Here is a 15,537-nt window from a genome sequence, read left to right as displayed (position 1 = left end):
CGGTCAGGCTAGCCGGCCTCGCCGGGATCGGGCGTGGCGCCACGCAGTTCCCGCTGCCACCAGCTCACGTCCCGCCAGGCCCCGAGCTTGTACCCGACGTTCCGGTAGACCCCGACGGGCTCGAACCCGAGTGCGCGGTGCAGGCCGATCGACGGCTCGTTCGGCAGGGTGATCCCGGCGAACGCCTGGGCGTACCCGCGCTCGGTCAGCTCGGCGAACAGTCGCTCGTAGAGGGCCCGGCCGAGCCCGCTCCGAGGCAGGTCGACGTAGACGCTCACGTCGACGCTCCACCGGTACGCCGCCCGGCTGCGGTGCGGGCCCGCGTAGGCGTAGCCGCGGACCACGCCGTCGACCTCGGCGACCAGCCACGAGAGGGCGTGCTCGATGCGGCGCGCCGTCTCCGCGGTGTCCGGCGGCTCGGTCTCGAAGGAGACCGTCGTGTCCCGGACGAACGGGGCGTAGATCGCCGCGACGGCCGCGGCGTCCGCGGGGGTGGCGGGCCGGATCATGCGCGGGGCCGCAGGACGTAGCCGGTGTAGCCGTAGTCCGCGCCGAACCGCTGGCGGACCTCGATCTCGTACCCGACGTCGGTGGTGTCGTGGCCCTGCGCGCGGAGGGCGGCCAGCCGGGCGCTCAACGGCCCGTAGTAGGCCGCCCAGTCGGAGTCGGGCAGGAGGTAGGTGGCCGCGACGGTCCACCCGGCGGCGACGGCCGCGGCGACGTGCGCCGCCGTCGTCCGCATGCCGGGGTACGCGGCCCAGAACTCCGTCGCCTCCGCGGCCGGGGAGTCGGTGAGCCACTCCGCCTCGGTGAGCACCAGCGTCCCGCCGGGGGCGAGCAACCGCCGCCAGAGCCGCAGCGCCCGGTCGAACCCGATGAGGTAGGCCGAGCCCTCGGCCCAGACCAGGTCGAACGCGGCGTCGGGCAGCGGGAGTTCCTCCATCGAGGCGCGCAGGGTGCGGATCCCGGTGCCCGCCAGCTCGTCGAGGAAGGGCTGGTGCAGGTCGACGCCGGTGACCTCGGCGCCGGTGAGCCGGGCCAGCGGGAGCGCCGACGCCCCGGTCCCACAACCCAGGTCGAGGATCCGGCGCGGGCTACCCCCGGCCAACCGCAGGAGCAGGGCGGTCGTCTCCTCGGACCCGGGCGCCTCGCGGGGGAGCCCGGAATGGGCCTGCCAGAAGATCTCGTCGCTCACGAATCGTATTCTGCGCTGCTCACAGGTAGGGCTTCAGCGCCGCCGCTGGAGCCCCGGACGGTCGGCTCACCCCGGATCGACACGCCTGCCGAGGAAGGTGTGGACGATCCCGCGCTGCCAGCCGGTCATCGGCTCGACCGAGACGTCGGCGAACCCGGCGGCGCGCATCCGGTCCGCCAGGGCCGTGGCGCCGTCGAAGGACAGGACGCTGCGCCAGAGGTAGCGGTAGAGATCCGCGCTGCCGGTGGCGCGCTTGCCCATCGGGATGATGATCGCCCAGCTCACCGCGGTCCAGGTCGCCCTGGCGCGGGCGCTGTCCGCCACCGAGTACTCGTGCACGGCCAGCGGGGCCCCCGGCGCGAGCAGGTCGTGCATCACCTTCAGCCCGGCGTCCCGGTCGGCCAGGTTCCGGACGAGGTACGCGGCCAGGATCCCGTCGAACGGGCCCTGCTCCGCCAGCTCCTCGAGCCGGGAGTGCACGAACCGCACCGACGGCGGCCACTCCTTGCTCCGCGCGACCGCCAGCATCTCCGCCGACCCGTCGACGGCGGTGATCTCGGCGTCCGGGTGCGCGGCGAGCAGCGCGGCGGTGGAGGCCCCGGTCCCGCAGCCCAGGTCCAGCAACCGCCGGGGGGCGGCGGTCGGCGAAGCCGACGGCGTGGACGGACGGAGCCGGAGCCGTTCCGCCGAGAGCCGCAGGTGCTCGTGGTAGCCGGGGTTGCGACCGACGAGGCTGTCGTAGCTGGGGGCGTGGTCGTCGAAGGCCCGCGGGACCCCGACCGGCTCGATGCGGCTCACCGGCGCGATCATGCCCGAGAATGGCGGCACGGGCGCGGTGGTGTGGGTCGTGGCGGGGGCGCCGGGGCAGCGCGAGGGACCCTGGTACGACGCGCACGTCAAGGCCCACGAGTACGCGGGCCTGACCGCGCCGGCCCGGGAGATCAGCGGGCACGGCTCTCCGGTGCCGCTCTCCGGGCCGTTCACCGCGCGGATGCGCCCCGACGAGCCGCCGCCCGTCCCGCACCTGGAGATCGACAACCGGCGCGGGGCGGCGCCGGTCGTCGACCAGCTCAGCGCAGTCGGTACCAGGTCCCCTGCTCGCTCGTCCGGTACGGCAGGTAGTCCCGGCTGAGCTCCGCGCCCACGGCCCGGCCGCGGTCCGCCACCCACTCCGCGGCGCCGGCGTCGACCAGGACGACCGACGGCCGGGTGGTGGCGACCTCGGCGGCCACCTCGGACCACTGGTCGTCCGACATGAGGTCGTAGGTCCAGCCGTCGAAACGCACGGTCAGCGGGGTGCCGGAGAGCCGGTTGTAGAGCGGGTCGCCGAGGACGTAGAGGCTGTCACCGGGGCGGAGGCCCGCGGCGGCGATCTCGGTGCGGAGGGTGTCGTAGTCCGCCACGCGCTCGTCGATCCGCTCGCGGCTCGCGGCGGTGAGCCCGCCGCCGTCGAGCAGGGTGGGCAGGACCCAGCTGCCCGCGTGGGCGAGCATCGGCAGGCACAGGACCCCCACGACGGCGGCCGTCCGCGGCCGCCACCGCACCGACCCGAGCGCGCGCAGGGCCAGCACGACCAGCGGCGCCGAGGCGAAGTACCACTGGTACCACCAGGCGAACTGGGTGGCGATGGCGACGACGTCCGCCACCACGAACGCGATCATCGCCAGGTCGAGGGCGTCTCGGCGGCGCCATGCGCCCGCGGCCCGCCACCCGGCGAGCGCGACCACCGGGAACATCCAGGCGACGTACCGGCCGAGGCCCTCCGCGATCCGCGAGACCGAGCGGGATCCGGGTGCGGCGCCCATCCGGGCCGCCTCGACGATCCAGACGTGCAGCGTCTCGCGCAGCGCGCCCTGGGTGGCCAGCCAGCCCAGCACCGCGAGCACGGGCACGAACGACGCGGCCGTGAGGACCACGCCGGCGGCGATCCGGTGCCTGCGCAGCGTGAACCCGAGGTGGACGAGCAGCGCGACGCCGACGACGCCGGCGAGCAGCAGCTTGAACACCCCGACGACGCCCACGCACAGCCCCGCCAGCGCGATCCGGCGGAGTCCGGGGACCCGGTCGGGATCGGCGGCGACCAGCGCGAACGCGCCCACCGCGGGCACCAGGCAGAGCATCTCCAGCTGACCGAAGTCCCCGGGACCCGCCGCGAGCAGCAGGACACCGGTGGCCAGGAACGGCAGCAGCCTGCGCAGCCGCGCCGACCCGGTCCGCCTGCGCAGCAGCCCCCAGACCACCGCGCCGAACGCGAACGCCATCGCGACGTCCAGCGCGCGCATCCCGAGCTCGTCGAACCCGAACAGGCCGTACCAGAGGAAGATCCCCGGCTGTTTGACGTCCCAGAGGTCGACGTAGAGCGTCTGGCCGCCGACGACCTGCCGCCCGATCAGCGAGAAGATCGCCTGGTCGCCGCGGAACGGCCAGGTCATCACCATCCAGCTGAGACCGGCCAGCACCACACCGGCCACGACGAGCTCCCAGCGACCCGTGCGGGGGGCGCGGCGCCGGTGCCTCCCGGTCGTCTCGCTGCGCGAGGGGGTCTCGGCGGGCCGCTCCAGCACGGCGACGACGCGCCGGACGGGCCGGGTCGGTGGTTCCGGTGCGACGGCCCTGAGGGGGCCGGTGCGGACGTCGGGCAGCGGATCGGCGCAGGCCCGGGGGAGCGGGACGTGCGATCGGGGCGCCACCGCCGCGCCCCGGCCGCCGCCCGCGGGCGTGGCACGGTCTGACATGGATTCCCTCACAGTCGATCGACACCGGTGTTCGCCGGGTCGTCGTGTGATCGCGGAACAGGCACGCTCCGTTTCCGGTCACGGCCGAATGATCCGCACCTCACACCCCCGTTCGGCCGAACGCGTTAGTCGTCAGGTTTGTCCGCCTTGCTCCGATCAGCCCTGGTCAGGCGCTCGCGGAGGACGGGTCGGACACGATCCGGTCACGGAGGCAACCTTAAGGTCGTTCACAGCCCCGCGGAGTGGACGACGAGCTCGTGCACCCCGACGGCGTCCTCGCGACGGGCCAGGTCGACCACGCCGTGCAGCTCCCAGCGGATGCTCGCGCCGTCGGCCAGGGCGGTGGGGGCGGCGTCCGGCGGCACGGTGAGGGCGAACGGCAGGTCCCGGGGCACGCGCGCGGGCAGGGTCTCCGCGGCGGCGAGGGGCACGGACACCACACGGTCCGCGGTCAGCACGCGATCGTCGAGGCGCTCGACGAGCAGCAGGTCGACCCGCAGGCTACGGACGGCCAGCTCGCGCTCCGGGGTGACCCGCAGGCGGCCGGAGACGGTGGCGCCCGGCGCGACGGAGCCGTCCGGGATCGTGACCGCGACGTCCGCGGGCCCGCGCGACCGGGTCCCGGGACGGCCGCGGGCGGGCAGGGCGAGCACGGTGACCGGGCGTCGCTCGTCCACCGGCTTCCCGGTCCCGCGCCCGACGACCTGCACGGCCCAGGTCGACCGCACCCGCCTGCCCGTGCTGCTCGGCGCGCCCCAGAGGTCGGCGGCGTCCAGGTCGTGGCGGAAGTCCTCGGGATCGTCCACGAGCGGCTCGCCGGTCTCCTCCAGCCCCGGCGTCGCCCGCTCCGGCACCCGCAGCTCGACCACGTGCTCGACGGTCACGCCGCCGCGCATCGACTCCTCCTCGACGACGAACCGCCCGTCGACCGCCCACGAGTCCGACCAGCCCTCCGCGGTGTCGGCGTGCAGCAGCGCGACGGACACCTCGGGCGACTCCAGGTCGGCGCTCGGGGTGAGGCGGACCGTGGCCCGCACGATCTCGCCGGGCCGGTACGCGTCCCGGTCGGTGCGGATGTCCACCGCGAGCGTCGGCCCGCGTCTCCCGAAGATCATGGAGGGGTCACGGACCGCCCGAACCGGACGTTACCGACGCCCGTCGTGCCTCCAGGAACCCCCGCTCGTCCGCGTTCACCGTCAGCGCCGCGGCCCGGCCGTAGGCGTCGGCCGCCTCGGCGGAACGCCCGAGCCGGCGCAGCAGGTCCGCCCGGACGGCGTGCAGTGGCGCGTAGTCCGGCAGCTCCAGCCCCTCGACGACGGTGAGCGCGACCGCTGGCCCCTCCACCTCCGCCAGCGCGACCGCCCGGTTGAGCGCGACCACCGGCGTGGGGTTCAGGACGAGGAGCTGGTCGTAGAGGGCGAGGACCTGCACCCAGTCCGTGGCGGCCCCGTCGGTGTGGACCGCCTGGATCGCGGCCTGGACCTGGTACGGCCCGGGCTGCGCGCGCCGCAGGCACTGCCGCACGAGGTCGTGCCCCTCGGTGATCAGCTCGGCGTCCCAGCGCGAGCGGTCCTGCCGGTCCAACGGGACCAGCCCGCCGTCCGTGCGCGCCGCACGGCGGGCCTCGGTGAGCAGCATGAGTGCGAGCAGCCCCCGTGCCTCGGGCTCGTCGGGCATCAGCTCGAGCAGCTGGCGGCCCAGCCGGATGGCCTCGGCGGCCAGGTCCGGTCGCTCCTGCCCCTGGTTGAAGACCAGGTAGACGACCGCGAGCACCGAGCGCAGACGCTCCGGGAGGTCGGCCTCGTGCGGGACGCGGTAGGGGATGCGCGCGGCGCGGATCTTGCCCTTCGCCCGCACGATCCGCTGCGCCATCGTGGCCTCCGGCACGAGGAAGGCGCGGGCGATCTCGGGCGTGGTCAGCCCACCGAGCAGCCGCAGGGTCAGCGCGACCTGTGCGGCCCGGTTCAGCGCCGGGTGGCAGCAGGTGAAGATCAGTCGGAGCCGGTCGTCGCGCACCGGGCCCACCTCCTCGGTGACGGAGGGCTCGGCGAGGAGGGCGGCCTCGGCCTGGCGGGCGTCTCGGGTGGACTCCCGGCGGTGCCGGTCGACCGCCTTGTGGCGGGCGGTCGTGATGATCCAGCCCGCGGGGCTCGGCGGCACCGGCGGCCAGCGCCGCACGGCCTCGACGAACGCCTCCGCGACCATCTCCTCGGCGAGGTCGATGTCGCCGAGGAGACGGACGAGCACGGACACGGCCCGGCCGTACTCCTCGCGGAAGACCCGGTCGACCTCGGTCATGCCCAGTGGAAGGGCCGGACCTCGATGGGCAGCGTGGTCGCCTCGGCTGCCCGACGACCCCAGTGCAGGGCCTCGTCGAGGTCGGCGGCGTCGATGATCGTCAGGCCGCCGAGGTACTCCTTGGCCTCGGCGAACGGCCCGTCGGTCAGCAGCACCTCGTCCCCGGACCTGCGGACGACGGTCGCGGTGCTCTGCGCGTCCAACCCGCCGGAGAACACCCACACCCCGGCGGCCTTCGCGTCCTCCTCGAACGCGGCGACGTTCTTCATGATCGCGTCCAGCTCCTCGGGCGCGGGCGGCGTGCCCTCGGGCTGGTAGACGCTGAGCAGGTACTTCGCCATGACGACCTCCGTGGACTGGTGTTCGGACACCGACTACACGAGGAGCTCTACCCGGAATCGACAGCCGCGGCGAGGAGAAGAGTCCGGGACGCGCCGACGGCCCCCGCCGGAGCGGGGGCCGTCGAGGCGCGTCGGTGGGGAGTGCGCTCAGGCGCGGCGGTTCTCGGCCGAGAGCATCCAGGCCTGCTTCTCCAGGTCGACGATCACCGCGTGCAGCAGGTCCGCGGTGCTCGGGTCCTCGGCGTCCACGGCGTCGTGCACGGCGCGCGCGGTGCCCGCGGCGCGGTGGAGCAGGTCGGTCATCGCGTTGACGGCCTCGGTGGTCGACAGCTCACCGGTCGGCTGCTGCGGCAGCGTCGTGGTGGCGGCGACGGTGCGGACGCTGCCGTCCGGCACGGCGTACAGCGCGCGCATGCGCTCGGCGATGGTGTCGCTGTGCTCCCGCGCGGCGTGGACGATCTCGTCCAGCTGCAGGTGCAGGTCGCGGAAGTTCGCACCGAGGACGTTCCAGTGGAACTGCTTGCCCTCGATGTGCAGGGCGACGAGGTCGACGAGCACCTTCTGGAGGTTCTTCTCGAGCTCGGGGGTGGCGACGGTGCCCCGGAAGGTGGTCGGGGCGCTGGTGGCGGTGTGGTTCTCCGTCGTGGTCATGAGTCAGTTATACCCTTAGATTTGACACAGTCAAACTATGATCTCGGTCAACTTAGTGACGGTATCCAATCTGTAGGGGTAGCCTCACCTCCATGAGCGACCTGACCGCCCTCCTCCGCGAGAAGGGCCTGCGCAGCACCCCGCACCGCCGCGCGGTGCTTCACGCGTTGGCCGAGCACCCGCACGTCACCGCGGCCGAGGTGGCCGCGGAGGTCGGCAGACTCGCGTCCGGCCCGGGTGCGGTCTCGGAGCTCTCCCGCCAGGGCCTCTACAACGTGCTGGAGGACCTGGGCCGCGTCGGCCTGGTCCGGAGCATCGAGCCCGCGGGCTCGGCCACGCTGTTCGAGCTCCAGCTCGGGGACAACCACCACCACGCCATCTGCCGCTCCTGCGGCGCGGTGCTGGACGTCCCGTGCTCCGTCGGCTCGGCCCCCTGTCTGGACATGCCGAGCCCGGCCGGTTTCGTGCCGGACGAGGCGGAGGTCGTGTGGTGGGGCACCTGCGCGGAGTGTGCCGCCGGATCGTGACCGATCCACTCTTCCGTAGTGAGGTCAGCCTCGCCTAACCTTCGGCGGTGTCGCGTCGACTCCTGGCCCCGTTGGTGGCCCTCGCCGCCCTGTTGACCGCGTGCTCGTCCGGTGGGACGCCCACGCCGGCCGCCGGGGGTGCGTACCCGGTCACGGTCACGCACGCCTTCGGTTCCACGACGGTGTCCGCCGCCCCGACCCGGATCGTCACCCTCGGGGTGACCGACGCCGACGCCGTGCTGGCGCTCGGGAGCACCCCGGTCGCCCTGACCGGTTTCGCCTTCTACGCCTCGACCGGTGGCCTGGGGCCGTGGGCGCGGCCGCTGGTGCAGGGCACGCCGCCGGTCGTGCTGACGTCCGCGCAGCCGGACCTCGAGCAGATCGCGAGTCTGCGCCCCGACCTCATCCTCGGCATCAGCGCGGGCTTCGACCAGACCGTCTACGACAAGCTGGCCGCGATCGCCCCGACCGTCGCGCGGCCCGCGGGCACCGTGGCCTACGCCGTGCCGCGAGACGTCCAGACCCGCACGATCGCCCAGGTCCTGGGCAAGGGTGCCGAGGGCGAGGCGCTGATCGCGACGGCGAACACCGCGTACGCCGACGCGAAGGCGGCGAACCCCGCGTTCGAGGGCCGCACCGGCACGGTCGTCCTGCCGTACGACGGCAAGTACGGCGCCTTCACCCCCGGCGACGGCCGCGGCCAGGTCATGGCGGACCTCGGCTTCGAGCTGCCGGCGGCGGTCACGGCGCTGGACACGGGGACGAGCTTCTTCATCGACGTCTCGCCCGAGCAGGTCGGCATCCTCGACGGCGACGTCCTCGTGATGCTCGCCGACCAGCCCGCCGCCCGGGCGGCCGTCGACGCCGACCCGGTCCTCCGCCAGGTCCCCGTGGTCGCGCAGGGCCGCATGGTGGTCCCGGACCTCGACACCCGGGGCGCCATGACCTACAACTCCGTCCTCTCCGTCCCCTACGCGATCGAGCACCTCGTCCCGCAGCTCGCGGGCGCGGTCGCGGCCGCGAAGGACTGAGCTGCTGCACGTTTCGTGCTCTCGTCGCGGCCGTATCGCCGTCTCCGTGCGCTCAGTGCGGCGGGACGCGCCTCGAGAGCACGAAACGTGCGTTCAGGTCAGCTCGTCGATCTCCGCGAGTGCCTCGGCCTTCAGCTCCGGGGAGGCGAAGCTCGCCTCGAAGCCGTGGCGCGCCAGCGTCACCACGTCGACCCCCAGGCCCGCCGCGGCGCGGTACTCGTCGGTCAGGGTGGTGCCGAACATCGTCGGGTCGTCGCTGTTGAGCGTCACGAGCAGCCCCGCGTCGAGCATGACGGGGAGTGGGTGCTCGCCGATCGCGGCGACCGCGCGGGTGCGGACGTTGGACGTCGGCGAGACGTCCACCGGGATCCGACGGTCCCGCAGCTCCGCCATCAGGGCGGGATCCTGCAGGGAGTCGATGCCGTGGCCGATCCGTTCCGCCCCCAGCGCGCGCAGCGCCGACCACACCCGCCCCGGCCCCTGGTTCTCCCCGGCGTGCGGGACGCTGTGCAGCCCCGCCGCCCGCGCTCGCCCGAACACCGCGGCGAACGGTTCGCGGTCGACCTCGATCCCGCCCACCCCGAAGCCCACCACGCTCGACGGCCCGTGCTCCAGCACCGCGTCCAGCGTGCGTTCCCCCAGGTCGGCGCCCCGGTCGCCGGCGAAGTCCGGGATCCAGCGGACCTCGATCCCCGGCACCCGCGCCCGCCCGGCCTCGACGCCCGCGAACACCACCTCCGGCGCGATCCCGCGCACCAGGTGGTCGGACAGGCTCAGTGACAGCTCGGCGTAGCGGACGTTCTGTGCCGCCAGCGTCCGGACGACGTCCTCGGCGAGCGCCGCGAAGTCCTCCTCGTCGACGAGCACCTCGCCCGCGGTCCGGTAGATCTCGATGAAGTGCGGGAAGTCCCGGAACTCGTACCAGCGCTCCACCGCCTCGACGGAGTCCGGCACCCCCGTGTGCCCGTGTTTGCGCGCCAACGCGAACAGCAGTGCCGGCGACAGCGAGCCCTCCAGGTGGACGTGCAGCTCGGCCTTGGGCAGTGCGGCGATCAGGGACTCCACGCCGTCACTGAACCACTCCTCGGGTACCGACCGCCCGAAGGGTTCAGGTAAGTATGTGAGGACAAAGTATTGACGGCGACTGTGTCCGCTCGTACCTTCGAGCCCGGGAACGGACGAGGGAGTCGAGAGGACCGGCATGAGCGCTGCAGTGGACGTGGTGACCTTCGGTCGCGCGGGGGTGGACATCTACCCACTGCAGGTCGGGGTGGGGCTCGAGGACGTCGAGACGTTCGGCAAGTTCCTCGGTGGCACCACCGCCAACGTCGCCGTGGCGGCCGCGCGCCTGGGCAGCCGGGCGGCGATCATCACCGGCGTGGGCGACGACCCCTTCGGCCGGTACGTCCGTCGGGAGCTGGTCCGGCTGGGCGTGAGCGACGCGCTCGTGGTCACGAACCACGAGTACGCCACCCCGGTCACGTTCTGCGAGATCTTCCCCCCGGACGACTTCCCGCTGTACTTCTACCGCAAGCCCACCGCCCCCGACCTGCAGGTCAGGACGGCGGACGTCGACCTCGACGTGGTCCGGGAGACCAGGCTCCTGTGGCTCTCGGTCACCGGCCTGTCGGAGGAGCCGAGCCGCACCACCCACCACGACGTGCTCGCCGCCCGCGACGGCCGCCCGACCGTGCTGGACCTCGACTACCGCCCGATGTTCTGGGAGACCCCGGCCGCCGCGACCGAGCAGGTCCAGAAGATCCTCGGGCAGGTCACGGTCGCGGTGGGCAACCGCGAGGAGTGCGAGGTCGCCGTCGGCGAGACCGACCCGGAGCGGGCGGCCGATGCGCTGCTCGCCGCCGGGGTGGAGCTCGCGATCGTCAAGCAGGGCCCCGAGGGCGTGCTGGCCAAGAGCCGCACCGAGCGCCTGGTGTCCCCACCGATCCCGATCACCCCGTACAACGGCCTCGGTGCCGGGGACAGCTTCGGCGGCTCGCTCGCCCATGGCCTGCTCCGGGGCTGGCCCCTGGAGAAGGTGCTGGCCAGGGCGAACGCCGCAGGCGCGATCGTCGCCTCCCGCCTGGAGTGCTCCACCGCGATGCCCACCGCCGACGAGATCGACATCCTGCTGGCGGGCGGGGACCCCGACGAGAAGGTGACCGCGTGAGTTTCGCGAAGGACTACGACGAGCTCCGGGACATCCGCTTCCACGAGCCGCAACGGATCGTCGAGCTCCTGGCCACGCGCAGGCGTCGCCCGTTCGTCCCGTCCGACGGCAGGCTGATGATCGTCGCCGCCGACCACCCGGCCCGCGGCGCGCTGTCGGCCCGCGGCCGCGCCGACGCGATGGCCAGCCGCCCCGAGCTGCTGGACCGGCTGGTCGCCGCGCTGGCCAGGCCCGGGGTCGATGGCGTGCTGGGCACCTCGGACATCCTCGAGGACCTGCTGCTGCTCGGCGCGCTGGAGGACAAGGTCGTCGTCTCCTCGATGAACCGCGGCGGCCTGCAGGGCTCGGTCTTCGAGATGGACGACCGGCTCACCGGCTACGACGTCGCGGGTACCGCCGAGGCGGGCTTCGAGGCGATCAAGATGCTCACCCGCATCGACCTCGACGACCACGCGACCGTCTCCACCCTGGAGACCTGCGCGCAGGTGGTCACCGAGGCCAACCGGGCCGGGATCGTCGCCATGGTCGAGCCCTTCATGTCCCGACGGGTGGACGGGCGGATCGTCAACGACCTCTCCACCGAGGCCGTGATCAAGTCCGTGCACATCGCCCAGGGCCTGGGTGCCTCCAGCGCCTACACCTGGATGAAGCTGCCCGTGGTGGACGGCATGGAGCGGGTCATGGAGGCCACGACCCTGCCCACGCTGCTGCTCGGCGGCGACCCGACGGGTGCGCCCGAGGAGACCTACGCCTCGTGGAAGGCGGCGCTGGAGCTGCCGTCGGTGCGCGGCCTGATCGTCGGGCGGGCGCTGCTCTACCCCGAGGACGGCGACGTCGCCGCGGCCGTCGACACCGCCGTCTCGCTCGTGCGGCCGGAGAAGGCGGCGGCGGCATGAGCACGCTCGCGCGCGAATCATCGGCACGGAGCGACGACCTCCACATCCCCGCGGGCACCGGCGGCGCGGACGGGTACGAGCTCGAGGTGACCCCGAAGTCCGCCGGGTGGACCCACTCGAGCCTGCGGATCCTGAACCTGGCCCCGGGCGCCTCCCGCGTGGTCGAGACCGGCACCGAGGAGATGTTCGTGGTGCCGCTGAACGGCTCCGCGCACGTCAGCCTGGGCACCGAGACCCACGTCCTGCTCGGGCGCGGCTCGGTGTTCGAGGGCCCCACGGACATCTCCTACCTGCCCATCGGCTCCACCGTCACGGTGTACTCGCAGGCGGGTGGCCGCTTCGCCCTGTGCGGCGCGCAGACCACCGTGGAGCTGCCCTTCCGCTACGGGCCCCGCCACGAGGTGCCCGTCGAGCTGCGCGGAGCGGGCCAGGCGAGCCGCGAGGTGCGCAACTTCGGCACCGTCGGCTCCTTCGAGGCGGGCTCGATCATCGCCTGCGAGGTGATCACCCCGGGTGGCAACTGGTCGAGCTATCCCGCCCACAAACACGACGAGGCGGGCCCGCACGAGTCCGAGCTCGAGGAGATCTACTACTTCGAGATCGCCCCGGGCCCGGCCGGGCAGCCCGGCCTGGGCTTCCACCGGACGTCGAGCTCCCCGGGCCACGAGATCGACATCATGGTCGAGGTCCACGACCGCGACACCGTGCTGATCCCGTGGGGCTGGCACGGCCCGTGCGCCGCGGCACCGGGACACGACATGTACTACCTGAACGTCATGGCAGGCCCCGGCGAGGAGCGCGCCTGGCTGATCAGCGACCACCCCGACCAGGCCTGGATCCGCGACACGTGGGCCTCGCAGGCCGTCGACCCCCGGCTGGCGGAGAGCAGCGACCGCGGAACGACCCTCGAAGGAGGCCAGTGATGGACACCGTGCGGCTCACCGTCGCGCAGGCCACGGTGAGGTTCCTCGCCGCGCAGTACAGCGAGCGGGACGGTGTCGAGCAGAAGCTGTTCCAGGGGTGCTTCGGCATCTTCGGCCACGGCAACGTGGCCGGCCTGGGTCAGGCGCTGTTGCAGGCCGAGCTGAATGAACCCGGCGCGCTGCCGTACGTCCTCGGCCGCAACGAGCAGGCCATGGTGCACACCGCCGTCGCGTACGCCCGGATGAGGGACCGCCTGCAGACCTGGGCGATCTCGACGTCCGTGGGTCCCGGCGCGACGAACATGGTCACCGGCGCGGCGCTCGCCACGATCAACCGCATCCCGGTGTTGTTGCTCCCGGCGGACACCTTCGCCGACCGCTCGGCGTCCCCGCTGCTGCAGGAGCTGGAGCAGCCCTTCGCCGGCGACCTCACGGTCAACGACTGCTTCCGTCCGGTGTCGAAGTACTTCGACCGCGTGTGGCGGCCCGAGCAGCTGCCCGCCGCGCTGCTGTCCGCGATGCGGGTGCTCACCGACCCGGCCGAGACCGGGGCCGTGACCGTCTGCTTCCCGCAGGACGTGCAGGCCGAGGCGCACGACTGGCCGGTGGAGCTCTTCGCGAAGCGGGTCTGGCACGTCGCCCGGCCGCTGCCGGAGAAGGCGGCCCTGGCCCGCGCGGCGGAGCTGATCAAGGGTGCCCGACGCCCGGTCATCGTCGCAGGCGGCGGCGTCCACTACTCCGGCGCGACCGATGCCCTCGCGGCGCTGTGCGAGGCCACCGGCATCCCCGTGGGCCAGAGCCAGGCGGGCAAGGGCACGCTCGTGTTCGACCACCCGCAGTGCCTGGGCGCCATCGGGTCCACCGGCAGCACCGCCGCCAACGCGATCGCGCGGGACGCGGACGTCGTCATCGGCATCGGCACGCGCTACTCGGACTTCACCACGGCCAGCCGCACCGCGTTCCAGAACCCGGACGTGCGGTTCGTCAACGTCAACGTGGCGCCGATCGATGTCGTCAAGCACTCCGGCGCCTCGGTCCTGGCCGACGCGCGGGAGACCCTGGAGGCCCTCCTGCCGCTGCTCGACGGGTGGTCGGTCGCCCCCGAGTACGTGGCGGAGTACACCGAGCTCGACCGGATCTGGGCGGCCACCGTCCGGGCCGCCTACGAGCCCAGGGAGCTCACCCAGAACGCGGTCATCGGGATGGTCAACGAGCTGAGCGACCCGCGCGACGTCGTCGTGTGCGCCGCCGGCTCCATGCCCGGTGACCTGCACAAACTCTGGCAGACACGGGACGCCAAGGGCTACCACGTGGAGTACGGCTACTCCTGCATGGGCTACGAGGTCGCGGGCGGCCTCGGCGTCCGGCTGGCCTGCCCCGACCGGGACGTGTTCGTCATGGTCGGCGACGGCTCGTACCTGATGATGGCCACCGAGCTCGCCACGGCGGTGCAGGAGGGCATCAAGGTCATCACGGTGCTGGTGCAGAACCACGGCTTCGCGTCCATCGGGTCGCTGTCGGAGTCGCTCGGTTCCCAGCGGTTCGGCACGAGGTACCGCTACCGCACCGACTCCGGACGGCTCGACGGCGACGTGCTGCCGCTGGACCTGGCCGCCAACGCGGAGAGCTTCGGCCTGCGGGTGATCCGGACCACGACGCCGTCGGACTTCGCGGCGGCGATCGCCGAGGCCAAGGCCGCCCCGGACAGCACGGTGATCTACGTGGAGACCGATCCCCTGATCGGCGCTCCGGACTCGGCGTCCTGGTGGGACGTCCCGGTCAGCGCGGTCTCGGAGCTCGAGTCGACCCAGCGCGCGCGCAAGACCTACGACGAGCACAAGGCGACCCAGAAGTCGTTCCTGCGGCCCGGTTCCTGAGGAGATGCAATGACGAACACGCTGTACCACTGGGCGAACGGGCAGAAGGTCGACGGGAAGTCGGGCCGGTTCTCCGACGTGACCAACCCGGCGACGGGTGAGGTCACGGCGTCGCTGCCGCTGGCGTCGGCGGAGGAGGCCGCGGACGTGATCGCGGCGGCGAAGGCGGCGTTCCCGGGGTGGCGGGACACCTCGCTGGCCAAGCGGACCCGGATCCTGTTCACCTTCCGCCAGCTGCTCGACGAGCGCGCGTCGGAGCTGGCGGCGATCATCACCGCCGAGCACGGCAAGGTCCTCTCGGACGCCGCGGGTGAGGTGGCGCGCGGTCAGGAGGTGGTGGAGTTCGCCTGTGGCGCACCGCATCTGCTGAAGGGCTCGGCCACGGAGAACGCCTCGACGGGCGTGGACGTGGCGTCGATCCGGCAGCCGCTGGGGGTCGTGGGGATCATCTCGCCGTTCAACTTCCCGGCGATGGTGCCGATGTGGTTCTTCCCTGTCGCGATCGCGGCGGGCAACACGGTGGTGCTCAAGCCGTCGGAGAAGGTCCCGACGGCGGCGTTGTGGATCGCGGAGCTGTGGCGCGAGGCGGGTTTGCCCGACGGTGTGTTCAACGTGCTCAACGGGGACAAGGTCGCTGTCGACGCGTTGCTGACCTCGCCCGATGTGAAGAGCATCAGCTTCGTGGGGTCGACCCCGATCGCCCGGTACGTCTACGAGACGGGCACGGCGCACGGCAAGCGGGTGCAGGCGCTGGGTGGGGCGAAGAACCACATGGTCGTCCTGCCCGACGCCGACCTGGACCTGGCCGCGGACCAGGCGATCAACGCGGGGTTCGGTTCGGCGGGTGAGCGGTGCATGGCGATCTCGGCGCTGGTGGCGGTGGGCGACATCGCGGA

General features: G+C 73.0%; 17 protein-coding genes. 8 read left to right on the top strand and 9 right to left on the bottom strand.

The genetic code is table 11. The features are described 5' to 3' along the window. Positions 1-8: 8 nt before the first annotated feature. The 3 genes from ABD993_RS09650 to ABD993_RS09640 form a co-directional block, all read right to left on the bottom strand. Positions 9-509: an arsinothricin resistance N-acetyltransferase ArsN1 family B gene (locus ABD993_RS09650; RefSeq protein WP_345414865.1), complete on the bottom strand. Its 501-nt coding sequence runs from the start codon at positions 507-509 to the stop codon at positions 9-11. Beyond that, a complete protein-coding gene (locus ABD993_RS09645) occupies positions 506-1,195 on the bottom strand; it encodes a class I SAM-dependent methyltransferase (RefSeq protein WP_345414863.1) in 690 nt (229 codons plus the stop codon). Before ABD993_RS09645 ends, ABD993_RS09650 begins: the two co-directional genes overlap by 4 nt. Before the next feature lie 66 nt (positions 1,196-1,261). Continuing rightward, on the bottom strand, positions 1,262-2,005 hold the full coding sequence (locus ABD993_RS09640; protein ID WP_425568933.1) for a class I SAM-dependent methyltransferase: 744 nt from the start codon (positions 2,003-2,005) through the stop codon (positions 1,262-1,264). Between ABD993_RS09640 and ABD993_RS09635 the strand changes: the two genes are divergently transcribed. Then, positions 2,004-2,327, top strand: coding sequence for a hypothetical protein (locus ABD993_RS09635; RefSeq protein WP_345414859.1), 324 nt, complete (start codon positions 2,004-2,006; stop codon positions 2,325-2,327). The genes ABD993_RS09640 and ABD993_RS09635 overlap by 2 nt on opposite strands. Here the strand turns inward: ABD993_RS09635 and ABD993_RS09630 are convergent. The 5 genes from ABD993_RS09630 to ABD993_RS09610 all read right to left on the bottom strand — a co-directional run bounded on the left by ABD993_RS09630 (position 2,266) and on the right by ABD993_RS09610 (position 7,220). Then, entirely contained in the window at positions 2,266-3,930 is a 1,665-nt protein-coding gene (locus ABD993_RS09630) for a hypothetical protein (RefSeq protein ID WP_345414857.1), read from the bottom strand. The two genes, ABD993_RS09635 and ABD993_RS09630, sit on opposite strands and share 62 nt — an antisense overlap. 227 nt (positions 3,931-4,157) lie before the next feature. After that, a complete protein-coding gene (locus tag ABD993_RS09625; RefSeq protein WP_345414855.1) occupies positions 4,158-5,045 on the bottom strand; it encodes a COG1361 family protein in 888 nt (295 codons plus the stop codon). A 7-nt stretch (positions 5,046-5,052) separates the two neighbouring features. Then, the gene (locus tag ABD993_RS09620) at positions 5,053-6,228 is read right to left on the bottom strand and encodes an RNA polymerase sigma factor (RefSeq protein WP_345414853.1); all 1,176 of its coding nucleotides are present in this window, start codon (positions 6,226-6,228) and stop codon (positions 5,053-5,055) included. Beyond that, the gene (locus tag ABD993_RS09615) at positions 6,225-6,599 is read right to left on the bottom strand and encodes a YciI family protein (RefSeq protein ID WP_425568932.1); all 375 of its coding nucleotides are present in this window, start codon (positions 6,597-6,599) and stop codon (positions 6,225-6,227) included. The genes ABD993_RS09620 and ABD993_RS09615 overlap by 4 nt, the downstream gene beginning before the upstream one ends. Positions 6,600-6,716: 117 nt before the next feature. Further along, entirely contained in the window at positions 6,717-7,220 is a 504-nt protein-coding gene (locus ABD993_RS09610; RefSeq protein ID WP_345414851.1) for a Dps family protein, read from the bottom strand. A gap of 92 nt (positions 7,221-7,312) precedes the next feature. Here ABD993_RS09610 and ABD993_RS09605 point away from each other — a divergent pair, with 92 nt between their 5' ends. Continuing rightward, complete coding sequence (locus ABD993_RS09605) at positions 7,313-7,747, top strand: Fur family transcriptional regulator (protein WP_345414849.1); 435 nt, start codon at positions 7,313-7,315, stop codon at positions 7,745-7,747. Between the two features lie 47 nt (positions 7,748-7,794). Beyond that, positions 7,795-8,778 (top strand): ABC transporter substrate-binding protein, encoded by a 984-nt coding sequence (locus ABD993_RS09600; protein WP_345414847.1) that lies wholly within the window; start codon positions 7,795-7,797, stop codon positions 8,776-8,778. Between the two features lie 93 nt (positions 8,779-8,871). Here ABD993_RS09600 and add read toward each other — a convergent pair whose 3' ends face one another. Then, a complete protein-coding gene (add, locus tag ABD993_RS09595) occupies positions 8,872-9,843 on the bottom strand; it encodes an adenosine deaminase (RefSeq protein WP_345414845.1) in 972 nt (323 codons plus the stop codon). 136 nt (positions 9,844-9,979) lie between these two features. Here add and iolC point away from each other — a divergent pair, with 136 nt between their 5' ends. The 5 genes from iolC to ABD993_RS09570 form a co-directional block, all read left to right on the top strand. Beyond that, positions 9,980-10,945, top strand: a complete 966-nt coding sequence (iolC, locus tag ABD993_RS09590) for a 5-dehydro-2-deoxygluconokinase (RefSeq protein ID WP_345414843.1) — start codon at positions 9,980-9,982, stop codon at positions 10,943-10,945. Continuing rightward, positions 10,942-11,841 carry a class I fructose-bisphosphate aldolase gene (locus ABD993_RS09585; protein WP_345414841.1) on the top strand — a complete coding sequence of 300 codons (900 nt, stop codon included), beginning with the start codon at positions 10,942-10,944 and terminating at the stop codon, positions 11,839-11,841. The genes iolC and ABD993_RS09585 overlap by 4 nt, the downstream gene beginning before the upstream one ends. Further along, entirely contained in the window at positions 11,838-12,764 is a 927-nt protein-coding gene (gene iolB, locus ABD993_RS09580; protein ID WP_345414839.1) for a 5-deoxy-glucuronate isomerase, read from the top strand. Before ABD993_RS09585 ends, iolB begins: the two co-directional genes overlap by 4 nt. Next, positions 12,764-14,641 carry a 3D-(3,5/4)-trihydroxycyclohexane-1,2-dione acylhydrolase (decyclizing) gene (gene iolD / locus ABD993_RS09575; protein ID WP_345414837.1) on the top strand — a complete coding sequence of 626 codons (1,878 nt, stop codon included), beginning with the start codon at positions 12,764-12,766 and terminating at the stop codon, positions 14,639-14,641. The genes iolB and iolD overlap by 1 nt, the downstream gene beginning before the upstream one ends. A 9-nt stretch (positions 14,642-14,650) precedes the next feature. Then, on the top strand, positions 14,651-15,537 hold an 887-nt coding region (locus ABD993_RS09570; protein ID WP_345414834.1), incomplete at its 3' end, for an aldehyde dehydrogenase family protein.

Source organism: Pseudonocardia xishanensis, assembly GCF_039541715.1.
GTDB classification, from domain to species: domain Bacteria; phylum Actinomycetota; class Actinomycetes; order Mycobacteriales; family Pseudonocardiaceae; genus Pseudonocardia; species Pseudonocardia xishanensis.
Note: the sequence above shows the minus strand (reverse complement) of the source record. Positions and strands in the feature narration are given on the sequence as shown.